The organism is Catellatospora sp. IY07-71, assembly GCF_018326265.1.
Classification (GTDB): Bacteria; Actinomycetota; Actinomycetes; order Mycobacteriales; family Micromonosporaceae; genus Catellatospora.
In genome coordinates this window covers 5,271,053-5,292,284 of record NZ_AP023360.1, presented here as the reverse complement: position 1 = coordinate 5,292,284, position 21,232 = coordinate 5,271,053, and the positions used below count along the sequence as shown (strand labels likewise).

15 protein-coding genes and 1 pseudogene are annotated in these 21,232 nt (G+C 68.4%); 10 read left to right on the top strand and 6 right to left on the bottom strand.

Annotation, left to right across the window (positions count from 1 at the left end; translation table 11 throughout):
• Window positions 1-370 precede the first annotated feature (370 nt).
• The 5 genes from CS0771_RS23430 to CS0771_RS23410 form a co-directional block, all read right to left on the bottom strand.
• A complete protein-coding gene (locus tag CS0771_RS23430) occupies window positions 371-2,065 on the bottom strand; it encodes a hypothetical protein (protein WP_212843004.1) in 1,695 nt (564 codons plus the stop codon).
• Window positions 2,058-3,746, bottom strand: coding sequence for a glycoside hydrolase 43 family protein (locus CS0771_RS23425; protein ID WP_212843003.1), 1,689 nt, complete (start codon window positions 3,744-3,746; stop codon window positions 2,058-2,060). Before CS0771_RS23425 ends, CS0771_RS23430 begins: the two co-directional genes overlap by 8 nt.
• On the bottom strand, window positions 3,746-5,272 hold the full coding sequence (locus tag CS0771_RS23420; protein WP_212843002.1) for an alpha-N-arabinofuranosidase: 1,527 nt from the start codon (window positions 5,270-5,272) through the stop codon (window positions 3,746-3,748). The genes CS0771_RS23425 and CS0771_RS23420 overlap by 1 nt, the downstream gene beginning before the upstream one ends.
• Before the next feature lie 378 nt (window positions 5,273-5,650).
• Window positions 5,651-6,661 carry a LacI family DNA-binding transcriptional regulator gene (locus CS0771_RS23415; RefSeq protein WP_244870976.1) on the bottom strand — a complete coding sequence of 337 codons (1,011 nt, stop codon included), beginning with the start codon at window positions 6,659-6,661 and terminating at the stop codon, window positions 5,651-5,653.
• Window positions 6,662-6,797: 136 nt separating this feature from the next.
• Complete coding sequence (locus CS0771_RS23410) at window positions 6,798-8,564, bottom strand: zinc ribbon domain-containing protein (protein WP_212843001.1); 1,767 nt, start codon at window positions 8,562-8,564, stop codon at window positions 6,798-6,800.
• Between the two features lie 1,179 nt (window positions 8,565-9,743).
• On the opposite strand from CS0771_RS23410, the gene CS0771_RS23405 reads away from it, so the two are divergent.
• From CS0771_RS23405 to CS0771_RS23365, 9 genes and pseudogenes are all read left to right on the top strand, one after another.
• Complete coding sequence (locus CS0771_RS23405; protein WP_244870975.1) at window positions 9,744-11,435, top strand: ABC transporter substrate-binding protein; 1,692 nt, start codon at window positions 9,744-9,746, stop codon at window positions 11,433-11,435.
• Between the two features lie 428 nt (window positions 11,436-11,863).
• A complete protein-coding gene (locus CS0771_RS23400; protein ID WP_212843000.1) occupies window positions 11,864-12,916 on the top strand; it encodes a sugar ABC transporter permease in 1,053 nt (350 codons plus the stop codon).
• Between the two features lie 9 nt (window positions 12,917-12,925).
• A complete protein-coding gene (locus CS0771_RS23395; protein WP_212842999.1) occupies window positions 12,926-13,879 on the top strand; it encodes a carbohydrate ABC transporter permease in 954 nt (317 codons plus the stop codon).
• Between the two features lie 143 nt (window positions 13,880-14,022).
• Window positions 14,023-14,577, top strand: a complete 555-nt coding sequence (locus CS0771_RS23390; RefSeq protein ID WP_212842998.1) for a DUF624 domain-containing protein — start codon at window positions 14,023-14,025, stop codon at window positions 14,575-14,577.
• A 337-nt stretch (window positions 14,578-14,914) separates the two neighbouring features.
• Window positions 14,915-16,951 (top strand): right-handed parallel beta-helix repeat-containing protein, encoded by a 2,037-nt coding sequence (locus tag CS0771_RS23385; protein WP_212842997.1) that lies wholly within the window; start codon window positions 14,915-14,917, stop codon window positions 16,949-16,951.
• 32 nt (window positions 16,952-16,983) lie between these two features.
• Window positions 16,984-17,112, top strand: a pseudogene (locus CS0771_RS39710) (tyrosine-type recombinase/integrase); the annotation flags it as partial.
• A 144-nt stretch (window positions 17,113-17,256) separates the two neighbouring features.
• Window positions 17,257-17,697, top strand: coding sequence for a CBS domain-containing protein (locus tag CS0771_RS23375; RefSeq protein WP_212842996.1), 441 nt, complete (start codon window positions 17,257-17,259; stop codon window positions 17,695-17,697).
• Complete coding sequence (locus CS0771_RS23370; protein ID WP_212842995.1) at window positions 17,694-18,980, top strand: SLC13 family permease; 1,287 nt, start codon at window positions 17,694-17,696, stop codon at window positions 18,978-18,980. The genes CS0771_RS23375 and CS0771_RS23370 overlap by 4 nt, the downstream gene beginning before the upstream one ends.
• 323 nt (window positions 18,981-19,303) lie before the next feature.
• Entirely contained in the window at window positions 19,304-19,801 is a 498-nt protein-coding gene (locus CS0771_RS23365; RefSeq protein WP_212842994.1) for a lipid asymmetry maintenance protein MlaB, read from the top strand.
• Window positions 19,802-19,927: 126 nt separating this feature from the next.
• On the opposite strand, the gene CS0771_RS23360 is transcribed toward CS0771_RS23365, so the two are convergent.
• On the bottom strand, window positions 19,928-20,788 hold the full coding sequence (locus CS0771_RS23360) for an alpha/beta fold hydrolase (protein WP_212842993.1): 861 nt from the start codon (window positions 20,786-20,788) through the stop codon (window positions 19,928-19,930).
• Between the two features lie 80 nt (window positions 20,789-20,868).
• Here CS0771_RS23360 and CS0771_RS23355 point away from each other — a divergent pair, with 80 nt between their 5' ends.
• Window positions 20,869-21,084 (top strand): hypothetical protein, encoded by a 216-nt coding sequence (locus CS0771_RS23355; RefSeq protein WP_212842992.1) that lies wholly within the window; start codon window positions 20,869-20,871, stop codon window positions 21,082-21,084.
• The last annotated feature ends 148 nt before the right edge of the window (window positions 21,085-21,232 follow it).

Below are 21,232 nucleotides of genomic sequence, written 5' to 3'. Positions count from 1 at the left end.
ACGCCCACCGGCGGGCACGGACGCCTCCCAGCACCCCGACCAGGTGCGTCAGCCGCAGACCGACGCCGGCCTGGCATGATGGCGCACCGCCCGGCCCGCGTATAGCTCAGATCCGCCGGATCGTCCGAATACTCTGCTCGGCAGCCAAACGTACGTCCCCGTCGTCGTCGGCGGTGGCCCGCTCGCGCAGCCATAGGTCGACTCAGCGGGGCCGTGGACGAGGGGAGATCGACAGGTGACCTTGTGAATGGGCTGACCGGTCGGCTCCATGCCATCGTCTTGGACACGCATCCACACAGAGGTGACGTGCGGCATGTCCAATCCGTACCACTAGGCACCGTCGTCGGCGTACTCGCACATGTACGCGTCCTCAGTGCCGAATAGACCCTCCTCGTGGTCGAAGAGCTCCTGGAATGCGGCAAGCAGCGGCGCGGGCAAGCGTCGGCGCGACCGAGGCGACCGCCCAGGCGGGCAGCGTGAGGTCGATGTCGAGAACGCCGTCGTCGCCGACGGTCAGCGTGCTGCGGTGGAGGCCGTCGGCGACGTGGCGCAGCTCGGCGGTCTGTTCCCGCGTGATGTTGAGCGGGGCGCCCATCTGGTACCAGGCCTCGGCGACGTTCCCGTGCTCCCAGTCGAGGATCTCCACGGTGAGCTCGGTGCCCGGGCGCAGTCCCTCGACCCGGTGCCGGACGCGGCGCTCGGGGCCCATCTCGGCGAGGGCTCGCGTCTCGGCGTAGCCGTTGCGCGACGCGAGCCCCGTCGTGCCCATATCGGCGGGGTAGTTGTAGAAGATGGCCGACACGTCACCCGTCGCGGACGAGCGGGTGATGGCGCCGTCGGGAAGCTCGGCCAGGAGGCGGTCACCGAGGCGGTGGAGCATGGCCATCGCGTGGAACGTCGGCTTGTGCAGGCCGTTCTCGTTGACGAACCCGAAGCCTCCGTGGAAGGGGCCGATGCCGCCGCCGCCCTCCTCGAACACGTCGGTGAAGGTCCAGTAGGAGATCGAGTCGGCCAGCGGCGCGCCCTTGAGGAACGCCCGGACGATGTACGCGGCGGCGAAGAGCGTGTCGTGGATCGCGTCGCGGCTCGACGGCGAGGTCGACCACTCGGTGATGTGCAGCTCGGCATCCGGGTACGGGCTGTTCTCGATGATCGTGCGCAGGACCTGCAGGTCGACGTACGTGGCGTCCTTCTGGCGCGTGATCGCTTTGAGGTTGCCCAGGGAGTCCGCCGCGTAGTCGGTCGGATACAGGTGGGTGGAGAGGAAGTCGATCGGCAGCCCGCGCTGCGCGCAGTACTCGATCAGCTCGTGGATCCACACCGGCTGCCAGTCGAGCTCGTCGGGGTCGGTGGCCACCGCGGTCTCGACCTCGAGCGACGGGTCGTGGGTCTCTCCGGAGTAACGGGCGTCGGGGACGAACACGCTCGTCGACGGGCCGCCGACCCGCAGCCGGGGGTCGATGGCTTTGATCGCGCGCGCCGTGGCCTCGTACAGCTCGAAGTACTCGGTGCGCGTCCCGGTCCAGAAGTGGGGCACGAGGTTCGGCTCGTTCCACACCTCGAACGGCCACTGCCGCACCTCGTCGATGCCGTACCGCTCGATCCAGTGCCGCACGGTGGCGTCGACCAGCGCGACCCATTGGCCCATCTCCTTGGGCGGGCTGCAGTGCGCCTTCCACCAGAACAGCGTCTCGGTCTGGGTGGCGAGCTCGCGCGGCATGAACCCGAGCTCCACGAACGGGCGGGCGCCCGCGTCGAGGATCGCGTCGAACACCTTGTCGACATATGCGAACGTGTAGACCGGCTCGGGCAGCGGCTGGTTCGGGCCGAAGCCGCCGCCGTCGTCCGTCCGGTAGACGAACATGTCGTCGTGAAACAGGCCGTGGAAGCGCACGTGCCGGGCGCCCAGCACCTGGACGGCCTCGCGGAAGTGCGCCTGCCAGTCCGCCCGCAACGCCTCATTCGCGCGGCCGGCACCGACGCACTCGTTCCACACATGATGCAGCCGCACCTCGGCGGGTTCCTGTCCGTCGATCAGCAGGGCTGAGGTCGCCTGCTCAGTCATGAACGGCTCCTTCGCTGCGTCGGTGAGTAGGGCTTGCGAGCCCGGTGGGGTCGCTGACACGGAACCAGTCCACGTCGACGTAGCCTCCGGGCTCGGCAGTGGCGTAGTTGAAGAGGGCGAACCGGTACCCGGTGAAGTGCGCGAGGTCGTATTGCATCCGCAGGGTGTCGCCCAGCCACGTCCAGTTGCTGCCGTCGTACGAGTACGCGAACGACGCCGTATCGACGGCATCCCGGAAGTCGACGTCAGCGCGCAGGTAGACGACGTCCGCCCGCAGCGGCACCGGTGCGCTGGTGAAGGCGATGACGCCGTCGCCGCCCGCCCGGCGCATCACCAGGCTCTTGGTCCCGCCCTGCATCGTCACGGCGATGTATCCGTACTTGCGCTGGTAGGCGGAGATGCCTGCGACGTCCCCGTCCTTCATGTGCGAGACGTCCAGCGAGATGGCGCCGGAGCTCGCGGGTCCGAGCGTGCGTTGGGTGAGCGTGTTGCGCGCATCGAGGATGCTCGACGCGACGCGGCCCGTGGTCAGCCGCAGGTGTCCGGGCCGCTCGGTGAGCGACCAGAACCGGTTGTCCGGGTTGTGGTTCCACTGCCACTGGAGCCCCAGGTCCGACCCGTTCCATGCGTTCTCGGCGGACTCTGCCAGGAGGTCCGCGTTGGCCGTGTTCCAGTGGCCCGCGCGCTCGAGGAGGTTGTCGAAGTCGTCCGAGGCGACGACGGCGGCCCCGTCACCGGCCGTCCGTGCGGCCGCCGCGGGCGCTTGCGGATGGAGAGCGAACACCGGCCACCCGTCGTCGTCCCAGGTCACGCCAATGAGCTGAGGCGCACGACCCAGCGGGCCCTCGTCCTGGAACAGCATGGCGTACCACTGTCCGTCGGATGTCTGGACGACTCCTCCCTGGGCGACGCCGGTTCCGGGTCGGCCCCCGACCGTCACGCCCTGGCTGAGCACGACCCGGCCCTCCCACACGCCGCCGGCCGACTGCGGCGTCAGCGACGTCGACCGCCACAGCACCTCCTGGCGGATGCCACCCGACGGCCACTCGATCATGAAGACGTAGTAGTAGTCCCCGATCTTGTACGCGTGCGCGCCCTCGGCGTTCAGTCCGCTGGTCTGGTCGACGTCGGCGTCCTCGACGAGCCGGGTCGCCGGGCCGTCCCAGGCAAGGGTCCCGTCGTCGTGCCGCCGCAGCCTGCGCAGGTCGATCGACCCGCCACCGTAGACAAGCCAGACGTCGTCGCCGTCGAACAGCAGCGACTGATCGTGGGCGTACCCGTCGAGCACCGACCTGGTCCACGGCCCGTGCTCGACGTCGGGAGTCGAGTAGACGTACGTCTGCCGCGTGGTGAGGCTGCCGACCGACACGTAGTAGGTCCCGTCATGGAACCTGATGCTCGCTGCCCAGCTGCCCTGGCCGTACGCGTCCTGGCCGTTGCGCAGCGCCAGCGCGTCCGTGTCGTCGAGGATCGCCGCGGTGTACCCGGCGATGGACCAGTGCACCAGGTCGCCCGAGCGCATGATCGGGACGCTCGGCGCGAAGTACATGGTCGTGCTGACCATGTAGTAGTACCGGCCGTCGAAGATGACGTCCGGGTCGGGCACGTCCGCGAAGATGACGGGGTTGGTGACGTCTGCCCGCGCCCCGCCGTCGCGGATGTTCACCTCCGGTCGGTCCATCAGCGCAGCTCGAGCGCCACGGTGACGTAGGAGTGGGCAGGCAGCTCGACCTCGAGCCCCCGGGGGTGGGGGTGCACGCCGGCATGGTCGGCAGGGGCGACGGCGTCGAGCTGTTCGGGAGTGTTGTGCGCGTCGAGCGCCGTGGCGGTCAGCACCCGCGCGGTGTGCCCGACGACATCGCGGCCGCGCAGGTCCAGGACGAGGGTGCGGTCCGTCTCGGCGTCGAGGTTGGACAGCGAGACCAGGGCGGTGTCGCCCTTGACCGACGCGGACGCCGAGACGAGCGGCAGCTCGGTCGCGCCGACGGCGCGAGTCTCGACGCCGCGCAGGTGCACCGCGAGGGCGGCGGCGTCGTGGTGGCCGGTGTTCATGGCGAAGACGTGGTACGTCGGGGTGAGCACGAGCGCCCCGCTGTCGGGGTCGGTGAGGATCATGGCCTGCAGCACGTTGACGGTCTGGGCGATGTTCGCCATGACCACGCGCTCGGCGTGACGGTGGAACGCGTCGAAGTGCACGGCGGCGACCAGGGCGTCGCGCAGCGTGTTCTGCTGGTACAGGAACCCGGGGTTGGTGCCCTTCTCCACGTTCCACCACGTGCCCCACTCGTCCACGACCAGGCCGACCTTGCGGTGCGGGTCGTAGCGGTCCATGACCGTGGAGTGCCGGGTGAGCAGCTCTTCCATGCGCCGGGCGCGGGCCATGGTCACGTACCACTGGTCCGTGCTGAACCCGGTGGCGTCGCCCTTGTCCGACCACGGCCCGGCCATCGTGTAGTAGTGCAGCGACACGGCCTGGAACGGGCCCGCCGAACCGGCTCGGTCCGCTGCCAGGTCGTCGAACGAGCGCATGAGCGTCTCGGTCCAGTGCAGGTCGGCCTCGTTCGCGCCCGCCGCGATCCGGTACAGCAGGTTGCCGCCGTGGTTGCGGCAGTAGGTGGCGTACTGCCGGGCCAGCGACGCGAACTGTTCGGCGCGCAGGTTGCCGCCGCAGCCCCACGCCTCGTTGCCCAGTCCCCAGAACGGCACCCGCCACGGCTGCTCGCGCCCGTTCGCCCGCCGCAGCGCCGCCATCGGTGAGTCGTCCGCCCGGGTCAGGTACTCCACCCACGCCGACATCTCCGCCACCGACCCGGACCCCACGTTCCCCGACACGTACGGGTCCGCACCGAGCAGCTCGCACAGGTCCATGAACTCGTGCGTGCCGAACGCGTTGTCCTCCACCACGTCGCCCCAGTGCGAGTTGACCATCCGCGGGCGGCTCTCGCGCGGGCCGACGCCGTCACGCCAGTGGTAGTCGTCGGCGAAGCAGCCGCCCGGCCAGCGCAGGTTCGGGATCGAGATTGCCCGCAACGCCTCGACCACGTCCGAGCGGATGCCCCGCACGTTCGCGACCGGCGAGTCCTCGCCCACCCAGAACCCGCCGTAGATACACCGCCCCAGGTGCTCGGCGAAGTGCCCGTACACGTGCCGGCTGATCGTGGCGCCGGGCAGGTCGAGGTCGATCACTGCGATCGTGCTCGTCGTCATTCTCTTCCTATCAGCTGTGTGGTCCGTCAATGCAGGCCCCGGCGATGAGCTCGCGGAAGCCAGACCCGCATCGGGCCGGGGGCCGGTTGCCCCAGGTCGAGAACGGGATCGCTGTCACCGTTCGCTCGTCGCCGAGCTCGGTGGCGGTGTCGGGGCCGTAGAGGCCGTCCGCGGCGTCGTTGCCCTGCTGCCAGGCTGTCAGCGGACCGCCGACAAGGCGTACGGACGGGATCGGCAGCGGCCGGTGCCGCGTCCCGGCGAGCGGGGATGCGGGGACGGCGCGTAAGGCGGACGTGCGCGCAGACGTGCTCACAGCTTGGTTCCCTTCGACCGAACCGGGCTAGAGGGGCGCGCGGCGTTCCGCGCGAGTGCACGGCCTTACGCGCCACCGCGGGTGGAGCCACGCACCACGAGACTGACGGGCGCGACGACGTGCTCGGCCGGGCCGGTCCAGCCCGCCATCTGCCGGCGCAGCAGACCCACCGCGGTCTCGGCGACACCTTCATGGTCCGCGTCGACGGAGGTGAGGCCGGGCGGGACGAACCTCGCCATGTCGAGGTTGTCGAACCCGGCGAGCTGGACGTCGACGGGCACACGAAGCCCGCTCTCGGCCAGGGCCGCGATCGCGCCGAGCGCGATGACGTCGGTGACGGCGAAGACGCCGTCGAAGGGCAGACCGGACGCGATGACGTCGAGCAGGGCATCGCGTCCGGCCGCCGACGTGTAGGTGGAGACGGGCACCACATGGCGTGCGTCGACATCGAGGCCGGCATCGCGAAGTGCGCGCTCCCAGCCAGCGCGGCGGTCCGACGACATCATGTGCGCGGTGTCGAACGTGCAGCCCAGCGCAAGGATGCGTCGCGAGCCGTGCTCGATCATGTGCGCCGTCGCGAGGCGGGCGCCCTCTTCGTTCGCCAGCCGCACGTGGTTGAAGCGGTCGGGCACGTCACGTTCGCCGAGCAGCACGATCGGCTTGGGCGTGCGCACGCGGTCCAGCTGGTCGCGGTCGAGGCCGGCGACGGACAGCAGGACGCCGTCGTAGTACTGGAGTCGCGCGACGCTCAGCGCCGCCATCTCGTGCTCCGGGCTGGCGCTCGTCCGCTCGAGGACGAGGTGCCGCCCGTCGGCTTCGATCAGCGGCGCGATCTTGTCGGCGATCTCACCGAAGTAGTCGTGGAAGCTGGGCACGATGAATGCGACGGTGTCGGTCCGTCCCGCGCGCAGGTGTCGCGCGGTCAGGTTGACTTCGTACCCAAGAGCCGCGACGGCGGCCATGACACGGGCACGCGTCGGCTCGTTGACCGGGAGGCGCTCGTTGAGGACGTTCGACACGGTCATTGCCGACACGCCCGCCTCACGGGCGACGTCCGCCATCGTCACCCTCGCCATGTGTATCCTCCTGTGCGCGACGTTCTGCCAGCCCAGCAACCTCTGACGAGAGGCTCGCGGCTCGGCCATACCGCGGGGTGCCGTCATATTATCGATAAAATACGGCTTGGCAAGTGAGTCCACCGAGCGTCTCTTATTACCTGTGTTTGCCTGAGGGAGTCAGGCGTTTCGGGTGGTGGCGTGGCCGTGTCGTGCCGGGTCCGTAGTCGCCGGTGAGGGTGATGACGGGGGTGGCGCGGACGTGGTGGAAGCCGGTCCGATGGTGCCGGAGTTTCAGGTGATCGTGTGCAGGCCCTGACGCCGCCACGCGGGGGTGGTGGTTCTTGGGTGCCTGCCCCGCCGGACGCTGGCCACCGGTGGACGCCGGTGGGGCGGGGGCCGTGCGCCGGTCGGGCGCGCGGTGGGAAAGCTTGCCTGCCGACGTCGGGGGCCGTTTCCGAGTGGGTCCGCTTTTGGCCGGTCGGGTCGGTTCCCTGGTATGGCGGGTGGTGGGGTGGGTGGTGGGGCGTCGTACGGTCGCGACGTCGCCTTCGACGACGGTGGTGATGGTGTGTCGGCCGGTGGTTCGGTCGGTGCGGACGTGGTGTTGGGCGAGTAGGCCGCGGGCGGTGATGCGCATGGCCGCGGCGTGGTCGCGGTCGAGGTTCAGCCGGCAGCGTCCGCAGATCGCCCATTTCCAACCCCGCTCGCCGGGCCGGTCGGGGGCGGGGGTGTGGGCCAGTTCGGTGTGGCCTTGTCCGCAGCGGGGGCAGTAGCGGCTGGTGCCCCGGGCGGGCACGGTCACGACCGCGATGCCGGCTTTGGCGGCCAGGTGCACGAGCGCGTCGACGACCTGTCCGCGGACCTGCCCGGACAGCCGTGCGTTGCCTTTGCGCCGGCCGCGGGCCGCCAGGGTGGCCAGGTCCTCGACGTAGACGACGCCGGCGTGCAGCGCGACGGCCTGGTCCACGGCCCAGCGGGCGGCCGACCAGGCGAGGCTCTTGTTGAGGTGGCGGATGCGGGCGCACACGTGTTCGTGTTCGGTGGTGGCGCGTGCGGCCAGCACGGTCAGGTGCCCGGCACGCGCGTCGCTGTCAGGCAGGCCCGCGGCCAGGGCGGTGTGGCGGTCGCGCCTGGCGGCCAGGTGCTCGCGGTGTTGGCGCAGGCGGTGGAGTCTGGCGGAGACGGCGGTGGCGTCGTAGCGCAGCATCCGGCCGTCGGTGACGACCCGGCCGGTGTCTGTCAACCGCCCGACGGTGCCAGTCAGCAAAGTGTTGACGCCCCAGTCCAGGCCGAGCGCGACCCGGTGCCCCCGCGCAGGCGCGGGTGTGACGGGTACACGGTGGGGTAGGTCGACGCGGACCCGGTGCCTGGCGATGCGCAGGGTCGGCGCGCACAGCCTGGCGTGGTCGGCAACGTGGGCGGGCAGGGTGAGGGGCAGGGCGTGCCAGGCCCAGTCGGCCGGTGACCCGGGCCGGGCCGTCAGTGGCAGCTGTACCCGCAGCACGGCTCGGCCCGGCCCGTCGCGGCCGATGGTGGTCAGCTGCCTGTCGGCGGCGGCAAGCAGCACCTGGGCCGCGACCGCGGGCGGGGCCTCAAGGTCGGGCAGGTCGGCGGGCAGGCGTCCCTCGGCGTGCTGGTAGGCGCGGACCTGACGGGTGCGGTTGACGATCACCGCGTTGGTCACCCCAGCTGGCAGCAGGTCACGCAGCGCCTGCCAGTCGGCGTCGGCGCGTCGGCCGTCGGCAGGCCAGGTCGCAACGATCGCCTGCAGGACCTCGCGCCGGTACACCCCCAGCCGCAGCGCACGGGCGGCCTCCTCCTGCGCGCACCGGCGCACCCGGTCGCTGACATACACCCCCGCCGGCGCGGGCGCCGTCCAGCCCAGCCGGCGCAACGCCATCCAGCCCTTGGCCGGCAGCACCCGCCGTCCGGGCCGGCACCAGCAGCCAACGCCGCCAGATCCGCGCCGGTCCAGTGCTCGGCCACGATCTGCGCGGCCAGCTGCCCGACCAACCCGGCCAGCCACCCGACCCGCGCGGCCAGCACCCGCTCACCGACCCGATGGCCGCTGGCCTCGACCGTCGCCGACATCGCCGCGCAGGTCGCGGTCGCGGTGAGCTGACCCACCGCCATCACCACACCCCCGCACACCGGCCAATCAGGACTGACATGAGCCTACGACCCGCCCCTGACACAACCGCCGCCCACGACAAACGCCCAGCATCCGCCACCCGGCCACACCGCCACCAGGGCGAACCGAATGCAGTCACGCTCAGCTAACCCGACCAACAGTTCACACCCTGACGGCTCGAGATCGACGGCGTCACCGCCCCGGACGCGCGGTGCGCGTGCCTTTCCCGATGTCCCTCCGGCGGGCAATGCCGACAGATTGTGACGATGTCGGCGTACGAGCGAAGGCACCCAGCCGGGTACGGCTGAACGTGCCCGGCTTCTGCAGGATCCAGAGTCGACTGTCGCGACGCCGGGTGGGGCAGCCACCTGTCGGCGTTGGGTAGCTCGTCGTCCGTCGGAAGAGTCGGGCGGCGGGCTCGAACCAGCGCGGCTGGCCGGCCGCTACGCGCACGCCGCGCCGGGCAGCTGTCCGGCCCCTGGACCCGGCCGCCACCAGGGGTACGGTCCGGGGCCTACCGTCACCGGCTGGCTATGCCCGCCCCGGAAGGCCGACGACGGTGTATCCCTCGATCGAGCCATCCCTTTCGCCGTGACCTCGGCCTACCACCGCCACCGCCGAAGTGGCCAAAGTAAACGGGCACTCACGCTGCGGGATCGATCGCGTACGGCGAGCTGGGTACGTTCAGCCGTACCTACCTGTCCACGCCAACCCGTACGCCGACAGGGCGTCGTTCTGGAGGGTGTGGCGCATGCGGCTCCTCGCGTGTGGACCGGGACGTCACGGCGGAGTCTCGGTTCGTGCGCGGGGCTTGACGGAACCCGATCGCCTCTCTACTTTATCGCTAAAATCACGCCGGGATTAAGACGCGAGGCCGAATACGCGTCCGCAGCGCACACCTTCCGGTCGACATCGCCCGGACAGTTTTCTCACAGCGGAGACATCAGGACAGTTCTCGTAAGGAGAGACATGAAGCGCAACCCTAGACTCGGCGGCCTGCGCCGGGCCGGGCGGCAGCTCACCGTGGCCGCCACGGCCATGGCACTGATCGCCCTGGCTGCCTGCACGGAGGACGAGAGCACGGACGATTCGGACGTGCTGAGCCCCAGCAACCCGACGACGCTCTCGGTCTGGATCACGTCGGCCCAGCAGGCCCCGGCACCCGACAACAAGATCACCAAGCTGCTCAAGGACAAGCTCGGTGTCACCCTCACCTACGAGATCGTCACGCCGGACAACGAGGACCAGAAGATCGGTGTCATGCTCGCGGGCGGTCAGTACCCCGACCTCATCGGCACCGGCGACCTGAAGCAGCGTTTCCTGGAGGGCGGCGCTCTCCGGCGCCTGGACGACATGCTGGAGACTGGGGCCTACCCCAACCTCGCCGCGCACGTCAAGGACGACATCAAGAAGATGAGTTACTCGGGCGATGAGGTGGACAAGGGCCTGTACATCTTCCCGAACTACAACCGCTTCTACGGCGACATCACCGGCGGCACCTACTACGGTCCCGCGTTCTGGATCCAGAAGCGTGTGCTCGCGGACGCCGGCTACCCGGACCTCGGCAACATGACGCTCGACCGCTACTTCCAGCTCATCTCGGACTACAAGGCGAAGCACCCCCAGACCAACGGCGCCCCGACCGTCGGCTTCGAGATTCTGGCGTCCAAGGGCCGTGAGTGGGGCATGACCAACCCGCCGGCGCTGCTGGCAGGCTCCCCGAACAACGGCGGCGTCATCGTCGACAGCAACAACAACGCGTCGATCTACGCCGACAAGGACGTCGCGAAAAACTTCTACAAGGTTCTCAACCAGCAGTACAACGCGGGCCTCGTCGACCGCGAGTCCTTCACCCTGACGTTCGACCAGTACACCGCGAAGCTGGCCACCGGCGCCGTCCTCGGCATGCACGACCAGGGCTGGAACTTCGGGACCGCCACCCAGTCGCTGCAGAGCGCCGGCAAGGACGAGCACACCTACGTGCCCCTCATGCCCGTCTACGACGGGGTGACGCCCTGGTACGCCGACCGCGCCGTCATGAACATCAACCAGGGGTTCGGCGTCTCGGTCTCCAGCAAGCAGCCTAAGAAGGCACTGAAGTTCCTCGACACCATGCTCAGCGAGGAGTGGCAGAAGACGCTCTCCTGGGGCGTCGCCGGCGAGGACTACCAGGTCGGCGCCGACGGCGTCTTCTCCCGCACGGACGAGCAGCGCAAGAACTACAAGGACATCACCTGGCGTTCCCACAACCGTCTCGACGCGCTGCTCGACATGCTGCCCAAGCACCAGGGCAAGTTCTCCGACGGCAACGCCTACAGCCCCGACGACCAGCCCGCCGAGTTCTACGCGACGCTCAGCGACTACGACAAGAACTTCATGGCGAAGTACGGCAAGAAGACCTGGCTTGACTTCATGAACAAGGTGCCGGAGAACCCCAAGTACTACCCGGCGTGGAACATCAAGCTCTCCGACGCCGCCAACCAGGTCAACCAGCAGCTGACCGACACCAGCGTGCAGAACCTGCCGAAGATCATCGCCGGCAAGCCCGCCGACTTCGACAAGAACTGGCAGGCCTACGTCGACTCCCTCCACAAGATCGACGTCAAGGTGTACGAGGACGCAGTCAACGCCGGCATCAAGAACCGTCTGGCCAACTGGTAACAGTCTGCGAGCAGTCGTGGTGGGTGGCGTGCGCCCCCCACCACGACGCGTTCTCGATTACCACCCACTGCCCCTGACGAGGTTGGACAGTTGACATCTCCCCCACCTGAAGCAGGGGCATTCGACCCTCGCGGGTTGAACTTTCTGCTTCACAGCCTGTTGCCGACCCGGGTTACCAGCAAGGAGCGGTGTACCGCCCATCGGTCTTACACAGGCTCCACAGACCTGACTTCCCGCCAGCCCGGCGGTAGGCCCGACCGGCTTGGTTATCGCCTGCCAGGCCCCAAGAAATCAGCACACCTGTTCCCTCCCGCAACACCGGCGGACGCCGGATTCGCCCTAACGGCGACCCGGCTTTCCTGCCCTGCTCCGCAGGAGTTCCGCTTCCTCTCCGGCCTGAAGGCCGGAGTATCCACGGAAGGTATCCGATGACGGACGCCACGGTCAGCACCCCTGTGACCGCCACCGGGCTCGAACCGGCCACGGAGCCCGCGAGCAGCTCGCGTGCCCAGAAGCGCAAGGCCCGAAAGAAGGCGGCGAAGGATCCCAAGCGCAAGATCACCTGGGACAGGGTCTGGGCGCAGCGGGCCCTGCTCGCGATGGCCGTCCCGCTGCTGCTGTACCAGATCCTGTTCAAGTACGTCCCGGTCTACGGCTGGGCGATCGCCTTCCAGCACTACAAGCCGGGTCGCGGCAGCATCTGGAACCAGCAGTGGGTGGGCCTGGCAAACTTTTACAACCTGTTCACCGGTGTCAACGGTGAGCGGTTCCGCCAGGTCGTGGTCAACACGATGGGACAGTCGGTCCTGACCCTGGTCGTCGGGACCTTCGGGGCCATCGTCCTGGCGCTGCTGCTGAACGAGGTCAAGAACCTGCCGTTCAAGCGGATCCTGCAGAACATCACGTACATGCCCCACTTCCTCAGCTGGGTGATCGTGGCGAGCCTGGCATCGGTGGCGCTCTCGCTGCCCTCCTCCGGCGGGTTCATCAACCAGGGCCTCATGAGCCTGCACCTGGTCGACGAGCCGGTCCTGTTCCTGACCGAGCCGAACTACTTCTGGGAGATCGTCGCCGGGACGAGCCTGTGGAAGGAGCTGGGCTGGAACACCATCCTCTACCTGGCCGCGATCACTGCGATCGACCCGGGCCTGTACGAGGCCGCCGAGGTCGACGGAGCGGGCCGCTACCGCAAGATGTTCAGCATCACGCTCCCGAGCATCAGGCCCACGATCGTCGTGCTGCTCATCATCAACAGCGGCTGGATCCTGTCCACGAACTTCGAGCTGCCGTACTTCCTCGGCAACGGCCTGGTGTCCGAAACGTCCGAGACCATCGACGTCTTCGTGCTGCGCTATGGCTACCAGCTGGGCAACTACAGCCTCGCCGTCGTCGCGGGCATCTTCAAGACCATCGTCGCCGTCATCCTGGTGGGCTCGGCGAACCTAGCGGCCAAGCGCCTCAACCAAGAGACGCTGGTCTAGGAGGACTTCATGTCACTCACCACTGTCGCGAAGCCTCTGGCGCGGCGCGCCTCACGAGGCGGGTCACGGCGTCGCAAGCGGACGGTCGAGCAGATCATCTTCACGACGCTCAACACGACCTTCCTGCTGGCCCTCGCGGCGCTCATGATCTACCCGCTGCTTAACACGCTCGCCATCTCCCTGAACGACGGCAACGACGCCGTCCGTGGCGGGATCGGCATCTGGCCTCGGGTCTTCTCGCTGCAGAACTACAACGTCGTGTTCAACATGACCACGATCTACCAGGCGTTCTTCATGAGCGTCCTGAAGACGGTAGTGGTGGTGGCGACAAACCTGATCTTCACCTCGATGCTCGCCTACGCGCTCAGCCGCAAAGAGTTCATCTTCCGCCGCTCGATCACCCTGATCTTCGTGCTGACGATGTACTTCGACGCCGGGCTGATCCCCAACTACCTGCTCATCAGGGACCTGGGCATGCTGAACAGCTTCCAGGCCTACTGGGTACCGACGATCATCAGCGCGTTCAACCTGATCGTCCTGCGCACGTACATGAAGTCGATCCCCGACGAGATCATCGAGTCGGCACGGATCGACGGCGCGGGCGAGTTCCGCATGTGGTGGCAGGTCGTGATGCCGCTGTGCAAGCCCGCGCTGGCCGTGGTGGGTCTGTTCGTGGCCGTGGGCAGCTGGAACTCCTGGCTGGACACCCTGCTCTACAACTCGGGCGATCAGGCGTTGTCCACCCTGCAGTACGAGTTGCAGAAGCTACTGGCGAGCTCGATGAACGCCGGCATGAACTCCGTGGCCGCCACGGGCAGCGCGCAGTCTGGCGGGCAGGTCACCACACCGATCGCGCTGCGGTCGACGATCACCATGGTGGCGGCCGTCCCCATCCTGTTCGTCTACCCGTTCCTGCAGAAGCACTTCGTGTCCGGTCTCGTGATCGGCTCCGTGAAGGGCTGATGGCGCCGGGCTCCCGCCCACCGCGGCAGGCCGACCCCGTCCTCAGGACCCGCAACTTCGCACACTGAAAGGCTCCGACCATCTTCCGTTACCACCCCGCGTCGCGACTGTGGCGCATCCTGGACTCGCTCGGCTCCGTCATCTTGATCAGCCTGTTCTGGCTCGTGAGCCTCGGCCTTGTCGTGACGGCGGGAGCGGGAACGGTGGTCGCCTACGAGGTGTGCCGCCGGTACGTCCTGGGCAAGGACGCAGGCCTCTGGGCCATCGCCACGAAGGCCTTGCGGCAGAGCTGGAGGCAGGCGACCGTCATCGGCCTGCTGGCCGTCCCGGTCGCGGCCGTGGGCATCCTCACGCTCTCCTACCTGCCCACTCTCGGGCCGGCCGAGGTCTGGGTGCCGCTCATTGTCGTCGGACTCTTCCTCCTGCTCCTGGTCTTCTGGTGCCTCCCCCTCGCAGCCCGCTTCACCAACCCCACCTGGCGCCAGGTGCTCAACGGGCTCACGTTGGGGCTGACGACGCCCAGCCTGACGTTCCTGCTCGGGATCGCCGTGGTCCTCGGGGGCGTCGCCATCTGGAACTTCATGCCCGCGGTGTTCGTGGCGCCCGGCCTGATCCTCCTGTGGTGGTGCTACCTGCTCGAGCAGTTCTTCGTCGCCCGGGGGTACGTGCAACCGGAGCCGAAGGAGGCGGAGGTCTGACGCTCTCCAGCCGTGGACCCGAGTTGTCTCGGGGTGAGGCTCTTCGTCAAGAAGGAGTAGTTGTGGAGGTCCTGAAGGGACTACGTCCTCGGGGAACTAGTAGCCGTGTAGCCGAATGAGCCGTTCGCTGCCGCGGCATTGCTGCTCACGCAGATCGAGTGAGATATGCCGGAAATCCCGATCCGCACCGGCTGCCGTAATCGGACTCACCACCGTCTCGCAAGGTAATCGCACTCAGACGCAGACCTCCAAGTACCACTACAAACTCTAGAAATCGAGATCATCAATGGCCGACAGCGCTCCTACTTTCCCCGTCCCTGAGGCTGAGGTTACCGGCGTGGAGCTGCACGTCGCGAAGTCTGGTTCCGACACCGCCGCCGGAACCGCGCAGGCCCCCCTGCTCACGATCGGTGCTGCCGCGGCGCTGGCTCAGCCGGGAGACACCGTCGTCGTGCACGAAGGCGTGTACCGCGAGTGGGTGAACCCGCCGCGCGGCGGTACGGCTGCTGCGCCGATCACCTACCAGGCTGCGCTGGGCGCGGATGGCCTGTTCGAGAAGGTGACGATCTCGGGTGCTGAGGTGATCGGCGACTGGCATCCGCACGCCGGCTCGGCGGGCCGGGTCTGGGTGGCGACCGTGCCGAACTCCCTGTTCGGGTCGCGCAACCCCTACCTCGAGCGCATCGGTGGGGACTGGTTCTTCGACCAGGTCAACACCTGGCACACGGGCGAGGTGTATCTCGACGGCAAGTCGTTGTACGAGTCGCTGACCATGGCCGGCGTCGAGCACCCCGAGGTCACCGTGGACTCGTTCGACCAGGCGGGCTCGCTGCTGACCTGGTACTGCGAGGTGGGCGACGACGTCACCACGATCTGGGCGAACTTCGGCGGCGCCGACCCGGCGGAGCACCAGATCGAGATCAATGCGCGCAAGTTCGTCTTCTGGCCCGCCGCCACGGGCGTTGACCACATCACGGTGCGCGGCTTCACCCTGACGAAGGCCGCCACGCAGTGGGCCCCGCCCACGGCGCTGCAAGAGGGCCTGATCGGCCCGCACTGGTCGAAGGGCTGGGTGATCGAGGACAACACGATCACCGACTCGAAGAACGTCGGCGTCTCGCTGGGCAAAGAGGCCAGCACCGGGCAGAACGAGGCCGCCGCAGGGCCGAAGGGTGCCAAGGGCGGCACACAGCGCGAGCGCGAGGTGATCCAGCGGGCGCTCGCCCTGCGCGGGCCCGCCGCGGGCGAGCCGCACCCGTGGGGCCGGGATCACGTCGGCTCCCACACGGTGCGCCGCAACACGATCCGGGACTGCGAGCAGGCAGGCATCGTCGGGCACCTGGGGGCGGCGTTCTCGACCATCAGCGACAACCACATCTCCCGCATCCACGTGAAGCGTCAGTGGCACGGCGCCGAGGTGGCCGGCATCAAGCTGCATGCCGCGATCGACACCGTGATCAGCGGGAACACCATCCATCACACGCACCGTGCCCTGTGGCTCGACTGGCAGGCCCAGGGCACCCTGGTGCGGCGCAACGTCTTCTACGCCTCCACCGCCGAAGACTTCATGGTCGAGGTCTGCCACGGCCCGTACCTCGTGGACTCGAACCTGTTCCTGTCACCGTGGGCGGTCAAGGACATGTCCAGCGGCGGCGCCTACGTGCACAACTACATCGCCGGTCGCATCGCGAACTGCACCGAGCACCAGCGGTACACCCCGTACCACCTCCCGCACTCCACGGCCGTCTACGGAGTCTCGAACATCCTCGGTGGAGACAACCGGTTCTACAACAACGTCTTCGTCGGCGACGGCGCGCGCGCCGAGCACACCGAACCGCAGTCGGAATCGACGCTCGCGAGCTTCTGGTCCGGCGCGATCGACATGGACGGCGTGCCCGGGCAGGCCAGCTTCATGCCCACCCCGGTGGGCACCTCGCAGTACGACGCCTATCCGACGGCGCAGGAGTACCCGAACGAGCACGGCAGCGCGATGGCCGGGCCACGCCTGCCGGTCTGGATCGAGGGCAACGTCTACGCGGAGGGCGCCGAGCCGTTCCGCGCGGAACCCACGGCCATCATCACAGGCTCATCACCCGTGCGAGTCGAGGTGCTCGACTCCGCAGCCGGCACCCTTCGCGTCGAGGTGACCCACCCGGGCACCCACGTGGTCGCCGCGGTGACCACCGACCGCCTCGGGACCAGCTACCAAGCCGAGATGGGCTACACCAACCCCGACGGGTCTGACCTGGACCTGAGCGCCGACCTCTCTGGGATCCTCCGAGGTGAGGTTGTGCCTGGGCCTTTCGCCGCATCGGCGCCCGTCACCCGGATACTCGCCGCGCCAGAACCGGCGGGCCGGCAGCCCATTGCCTGATCATCCTGCGCAGGCTGTGGTCCTCGGGCAGCCACACCGGGCTGACGTGGATGGCAGACGCGGGGGTGCCCGTGCACGTCCTGCGCAAGATCGCCGGGCACGGTTCCCTGACCACGACACAGCGCTACCTGCATCCCGACCGACGCGCGATCGAGGCCGCCGTCCGGTACGGCGACGTGTTCGGTCTGCGGTGTGCGGTCGCAGGCGTCGCCATACCGGACGGCGGCATGATCGGCTAGCGTCGGTGGCGGTCGCCGCGGTTCGACACGTCGACCGGCTCCGTTTCGCCGAGCGGTGGAGGAACTGTGCGCGCTGCTGATCTTGTCGTGCCGTATCCGACGGTGACGCTGTCGACGTCGGCGATGGAAGCGGCCCGGATCCTGGCCGACGCGGATCTGCCTGGCCTGATCGTCGTTGACGAGCATGGTGCGCCCTTCGCGGTGCTGCCCGGCACGCAGGTGCTGCGGCTGGCGGTCCCGTCGTACTGCCAGGACGATCCGCTGCTGGCGCGGCTGGTCGACGAGGCGGCCGCGGACGTGTTCATCCGGGAGCTCGGCGACCGGACGGTGCGGGAACTGCTTCCCCCGCAGCCGCACGAGCTGCCGGTCGTGTCCCCGCAGGCCACCGCGCTGGAGATCGCGGCGTTGATGGCGCGCACCCGCAGCCCGCTGGTCGCCGTCGTCGACGGCGTGCTGGAGGGCGCGGTCACGCTGCACGGGCTGCTGGACCGGGTGATGCCAGCTTGAGCACCCAGGCGTGGCTGGCGGTGGCGGTGTTCGCCGTCGCCTACGTGCTGATCGCCACCGAGTTCGTGCACCGGGTCGCCGCGGCGCTGGGCGGAGCGGTCGCGATGCTGCTGCTCGGCGCCACCGACGCCGAGAACGCATTCTTCTCCCCCGAGTCGGGCATCGACTGGAACGTCATCTTCCTGCTGATCGGCATGATGCTGATAGTGGCGGTGCTGCGCCGCACCGGCCTGTTCGAATACCTGGCCATCTGGGCTGTCAAACGCGCCCGCGGACGGCCTTATCCGGTGATGGTCATCCTGGTGCTGCTGACCGCGTTCGCGTCGGCGTGGCTGGACAACGTCACCACGGTGCTGCTGGTCGCGCCGGTGACCTTGTTCGTGTGCGACAAGCTGGGCCTGCCTGCGGCACCTTTCCTGATCGCCGAGGTGATGGCGTCCAACATCGGCGGCACCGCGACGCTGATCGGCGACCCGCCAAACATCATCATCGCCAGCCGGTCCGGGCTGACGTTCAACGACTTCCTCAGCGTCCTGGCGCCGATCGTGGCGATCCTGATCGTGGTGTTCCTGGCCCTATGCCGGTGGCTGTTTCGGGACGCGTTCCGCCACGACAGCGCCCGCGTCGCATCGATCATGGCGATGCGCGAGCGGGAGACCATCCGCGACCCGCGGCTGCTGGCCGTGAGCCTCGTGTTGCTCGCACTGGTGCTGGGCGCATTCATGCTCCATTCGGTGCTGCACCTGCAACCGTCGGTCGTCGCGATAGTCGGCGGGCTGATGCTGCTGGCCGCGTCCCGCCTGGATCCCGACGAGATCGCCCGTGATGTCGAATGGCACACCCTGATCTTCTTCGCGGGTCTGTTCATCATGGTCGGCGCGCTGGTCAACACCGGTGTCATCGACCAGTTGTCGCATGCGGCCTCCAGCGCGGTCGAGGGCCGGTTGTGGGGTGCGACGATGCTGATGCTGTGGGCGTCGGCAGGCTTGTCGGCGATCATCGACAACATCCCGTATGTCGCCACGATGAGCCCGATCGTCGCCGACCTGGTCAAAGCCGACGGGACCCCACAGGGCAACGTCCTGTGGTGGGCGCTGGCGCTGGGCGCCGATCTGGGCGGCAACGCCACCGCGATCGGCGCGTCGGCCAACGTCGTCGTGCTCGGTATCGCCGAACGAGCCGGGAAGAAGATCTCGTTCTGGGAGTTCACCAAGTACGGTCTGATCGTCACGGTGATCACGGTCGCGGTGTGTGTGCCGTACCTGTGGCTGCGCTTCTTCTGACATCGAAACAGCGCCTGGTCGGCGGCTTCGGGCAGGCCGAGGTGCGGCGGACCGATGCGGTGAGCTCACCGCAGGTCCGCGGCACCACCATTCATGCGCCACGCGTGCCCGGTAGCCTGCGCCGGCTGAGGAGACATGATCGGCATCATGCCGCAGACGGCCAAGTTTCTCAGACCGCTCCCCGGCGGGCGGTGGGCGACCCAGCGATTTGCTTATTGCAAGCAGAGGGTTACTGGCCGTACCTTGACGCCTGGGTGTGCCGGGAAGTCTGGTCGGCGAGCTGATCGCCGACCGCTTAGGAGCACGCATGAGACCGGTTCCCGATGCCGCCTGCCGAGGCTGTCGGCTGCGGGGTGTTCGTGCAGCCTGACGACCTCACCATCCGCCTGAGCGCCAGGGCCGGTGATCTCTGCCTGACCGTGTCGGGTGAGGTCGACATCGCCACCGCTCACCTGCTGCGCAAGGTCGCCGTCGCGGTGCTCAGGACCCGGGCGGCGTCCAGGTTGGCGTTGGACATGTCGGGGGTCGGCTTCATCGACGCTGTCGGAGTCGCGGCGGTGATCGACTGCCGGCGGGAGGCTGCGCGCCGGAACCTGCCTTTCTCGGTGATCAACCCGTCTGCGCAGGTCACTGCCACGATGCGGCTGTGTGGGGCCGCTGACCTGCTCACGGATGCCGTCGACGGGGTATTGGGCTGGCCGCTGCGGTCGATGTGCGCGCTGCGGCGGCCCAGCCGATCGTGGCACAGCTCAACTCGCCATCGCTGCTACCGACGTCCGTTACCCGGCGACACAGCAGGCACAGCGGGTCGTCCGCAGTGAGCGTGCTGACCAGCGGTGAACGCCGGCGCATCCACGGACATGGCGGTTGTGCGTGGCGCGTGGCAGCACCGGTCGGCTGACCAGCGGTCGCCACTGACACCTGCGCCAGCGTCGGATTCTGACCGGTCAGCTGCTGGACGGGCCTGCGACCTCAGCTACCAGCGCCACCACGTCGCTGAGGTGTTCGGGGGTGGTCAGGTGGCCCATTGATCCGATGATCCTCAGCCGGGTGTTGGTGGTGTGCTGAACCACCGGGGCAAGGCGTCGCGGTGGCAGGAACCGGTCGTGTTCGCCGACGGCGACCAGGCAGGGAACTTGGGCGCGGTCGGCCAGGACGGCGGCCGGCAGCGGCGGCGGAGCCAGAGTCGTACGGCAGTTCGCAGCCATCAGGGTCATCCAGTCGACTTCTGATTCGGGTGCGCTCCGGCCGGGGGCGACGAACAGCTGCAGCATGTCACGGGTGTGGTCGATGGTGGGACGCAGCAGCCACGCCATGGAAGCCCGGATCAGTTTCGGATCGACGGTGAGGCTGACGAATCCGGCAGGTGAGACCAGCGCCCGTGCGGTGATGCGGGGTGAGGCTGCCGAAAGTGCGACCGCTGCCCCCAGCGAGTTTCCGACAAGGATCACGTCGTCCAGCTGCGCGGTCTTCAGGACTTCGGCCAGTACGCGGCCGTACCAGGCGAGCCTGGCGCGCCGGGGTCGGCGCGGGTCGCTGAGACCGGGCTGTCCCGGCAGGTCGACGATGGTGGTCGGCCAGCAGGCCGACAAGGCACGTAGCCATGGCAGCGCCGCTGCGGCGTTGTGCCCGGTTCCGGGGATCACGACGATGCGTGGCTTGCCGGCGCCGGCCGAGGTGAGGTGGACCTTGCCGGCTGCGGTGTCGACGGTTGTGGTGGCCAGCGGGAACTCCGCTCGGGCAAGGGTGTCCGAACACCACTGCTGCACCGTAAGTCGACTGCGGGCGTTTCGATACACGGACTGCACTGCGCCAGTGTGCGGGCAGGTGCCAGGTTCGTCCAGGTCACGTACGCTCGGCGCGTTTCGAGCCGCCACGGGTGGCGCCGATGCTGCACGTGGTCAGGGCCTGGGGGCGATGCCCGTGCCAGGACTTCGCCGTCGGCACCCGACACGGTGACGTGGGCGTCTTCGACAGTTGCGCCGGCTTTCCACACCACGAACAGGTCAAACGCTCTGCCACGTGGTTCGAGCCCGCCCGGACCGTGCTGGGCCTGACCGAAGTCGTCGGGCGGCACAACGCTGCCGCTGAGAGTGCGGACTGACAAGCCCCGGTGGCGCAGCTCACCGCGCCGTCAAGACCGCGTCAAATTTCGCGCCGCGCCCGTAGCGATGTCGTCAAGACCGCTTATGCGGGTTGTTTTCGGGAGTTGGATTACGTCCGTTCCGGCTTCGGGTTGCCCGACACCGGAC

What these genes read in the sequence shown, in the direction of transcription:
- CS0771_RS23425 (WP_212843003.1), bottom strand. Translation starts at nt 3,746, where the DNA reads ATGGACCGACCGGAGGTGAACATCCGCGACGGCGGGGCGCGGGCAGAC.
- CS0771_RS23400 (WP_212843000.1), top strand. Translation starts at nt 11,864, where the DNA reads ATGACGGACGCCACGGTCAGCACCCCTGTGACCGCCACCGGGCTCGAA.
- CS0771_RS23420 (WP_212843002.1), bottom strand. Translation starts at nt 5,272, where the DNA reads ATGACGACGAGCACGATCGCAGTGATCGACCTCGACCTGCCCGGCGCC.
- CS0771_RS23355 (WP_212842992.1), top strand. Translation starts at nt 20,869, where the DNA reads ATGCTGCACGTGGTCAGGGCCTGGGGGCGATGCCCGTGCCAGGACTTC.
- CS0771_RS23415 (WP_244870976.1), bottom strand. Translation starts at nt 6,661, where the DNA reads ATGGCGAGGGTGACGATGGCGGACGTCGCCCGTGAGGCGGGCGTGTCG.
- CS0771_RS23365 (WP_212842994.1), top strand. Translation starts at nt 19,304, where the DNA reads ATGCCGCCTGCCGAGGCTGTCGGCTGCGGGGTGTTCGTGCAGCCTGAC.
- CS0771_RS23430 (WP_212843004.1), bottom strand. Translation starts at nt 2,065, where the DNA reads ATGACTGAGCAGGCGACCTCAGCCCTGCTGATCGACGGACAGGAACCC.
- CS0771_RS23405 (WP_244870975.1), top strand. Translation starts at nt 9,744, where the DNA reads ATGAAGCGCAACCCTAGACTCGGCGGCCTGCGCCGGGCCGGGCGGCAG.
- CS0771_RS23395 (WP_212842999.1), top strand. Translation starts at nt 12,926, where the DNA reads ATGTCACTCACCACTGTCGCGAAGCCTCTGGCGCGGCGCGCCTCACGA.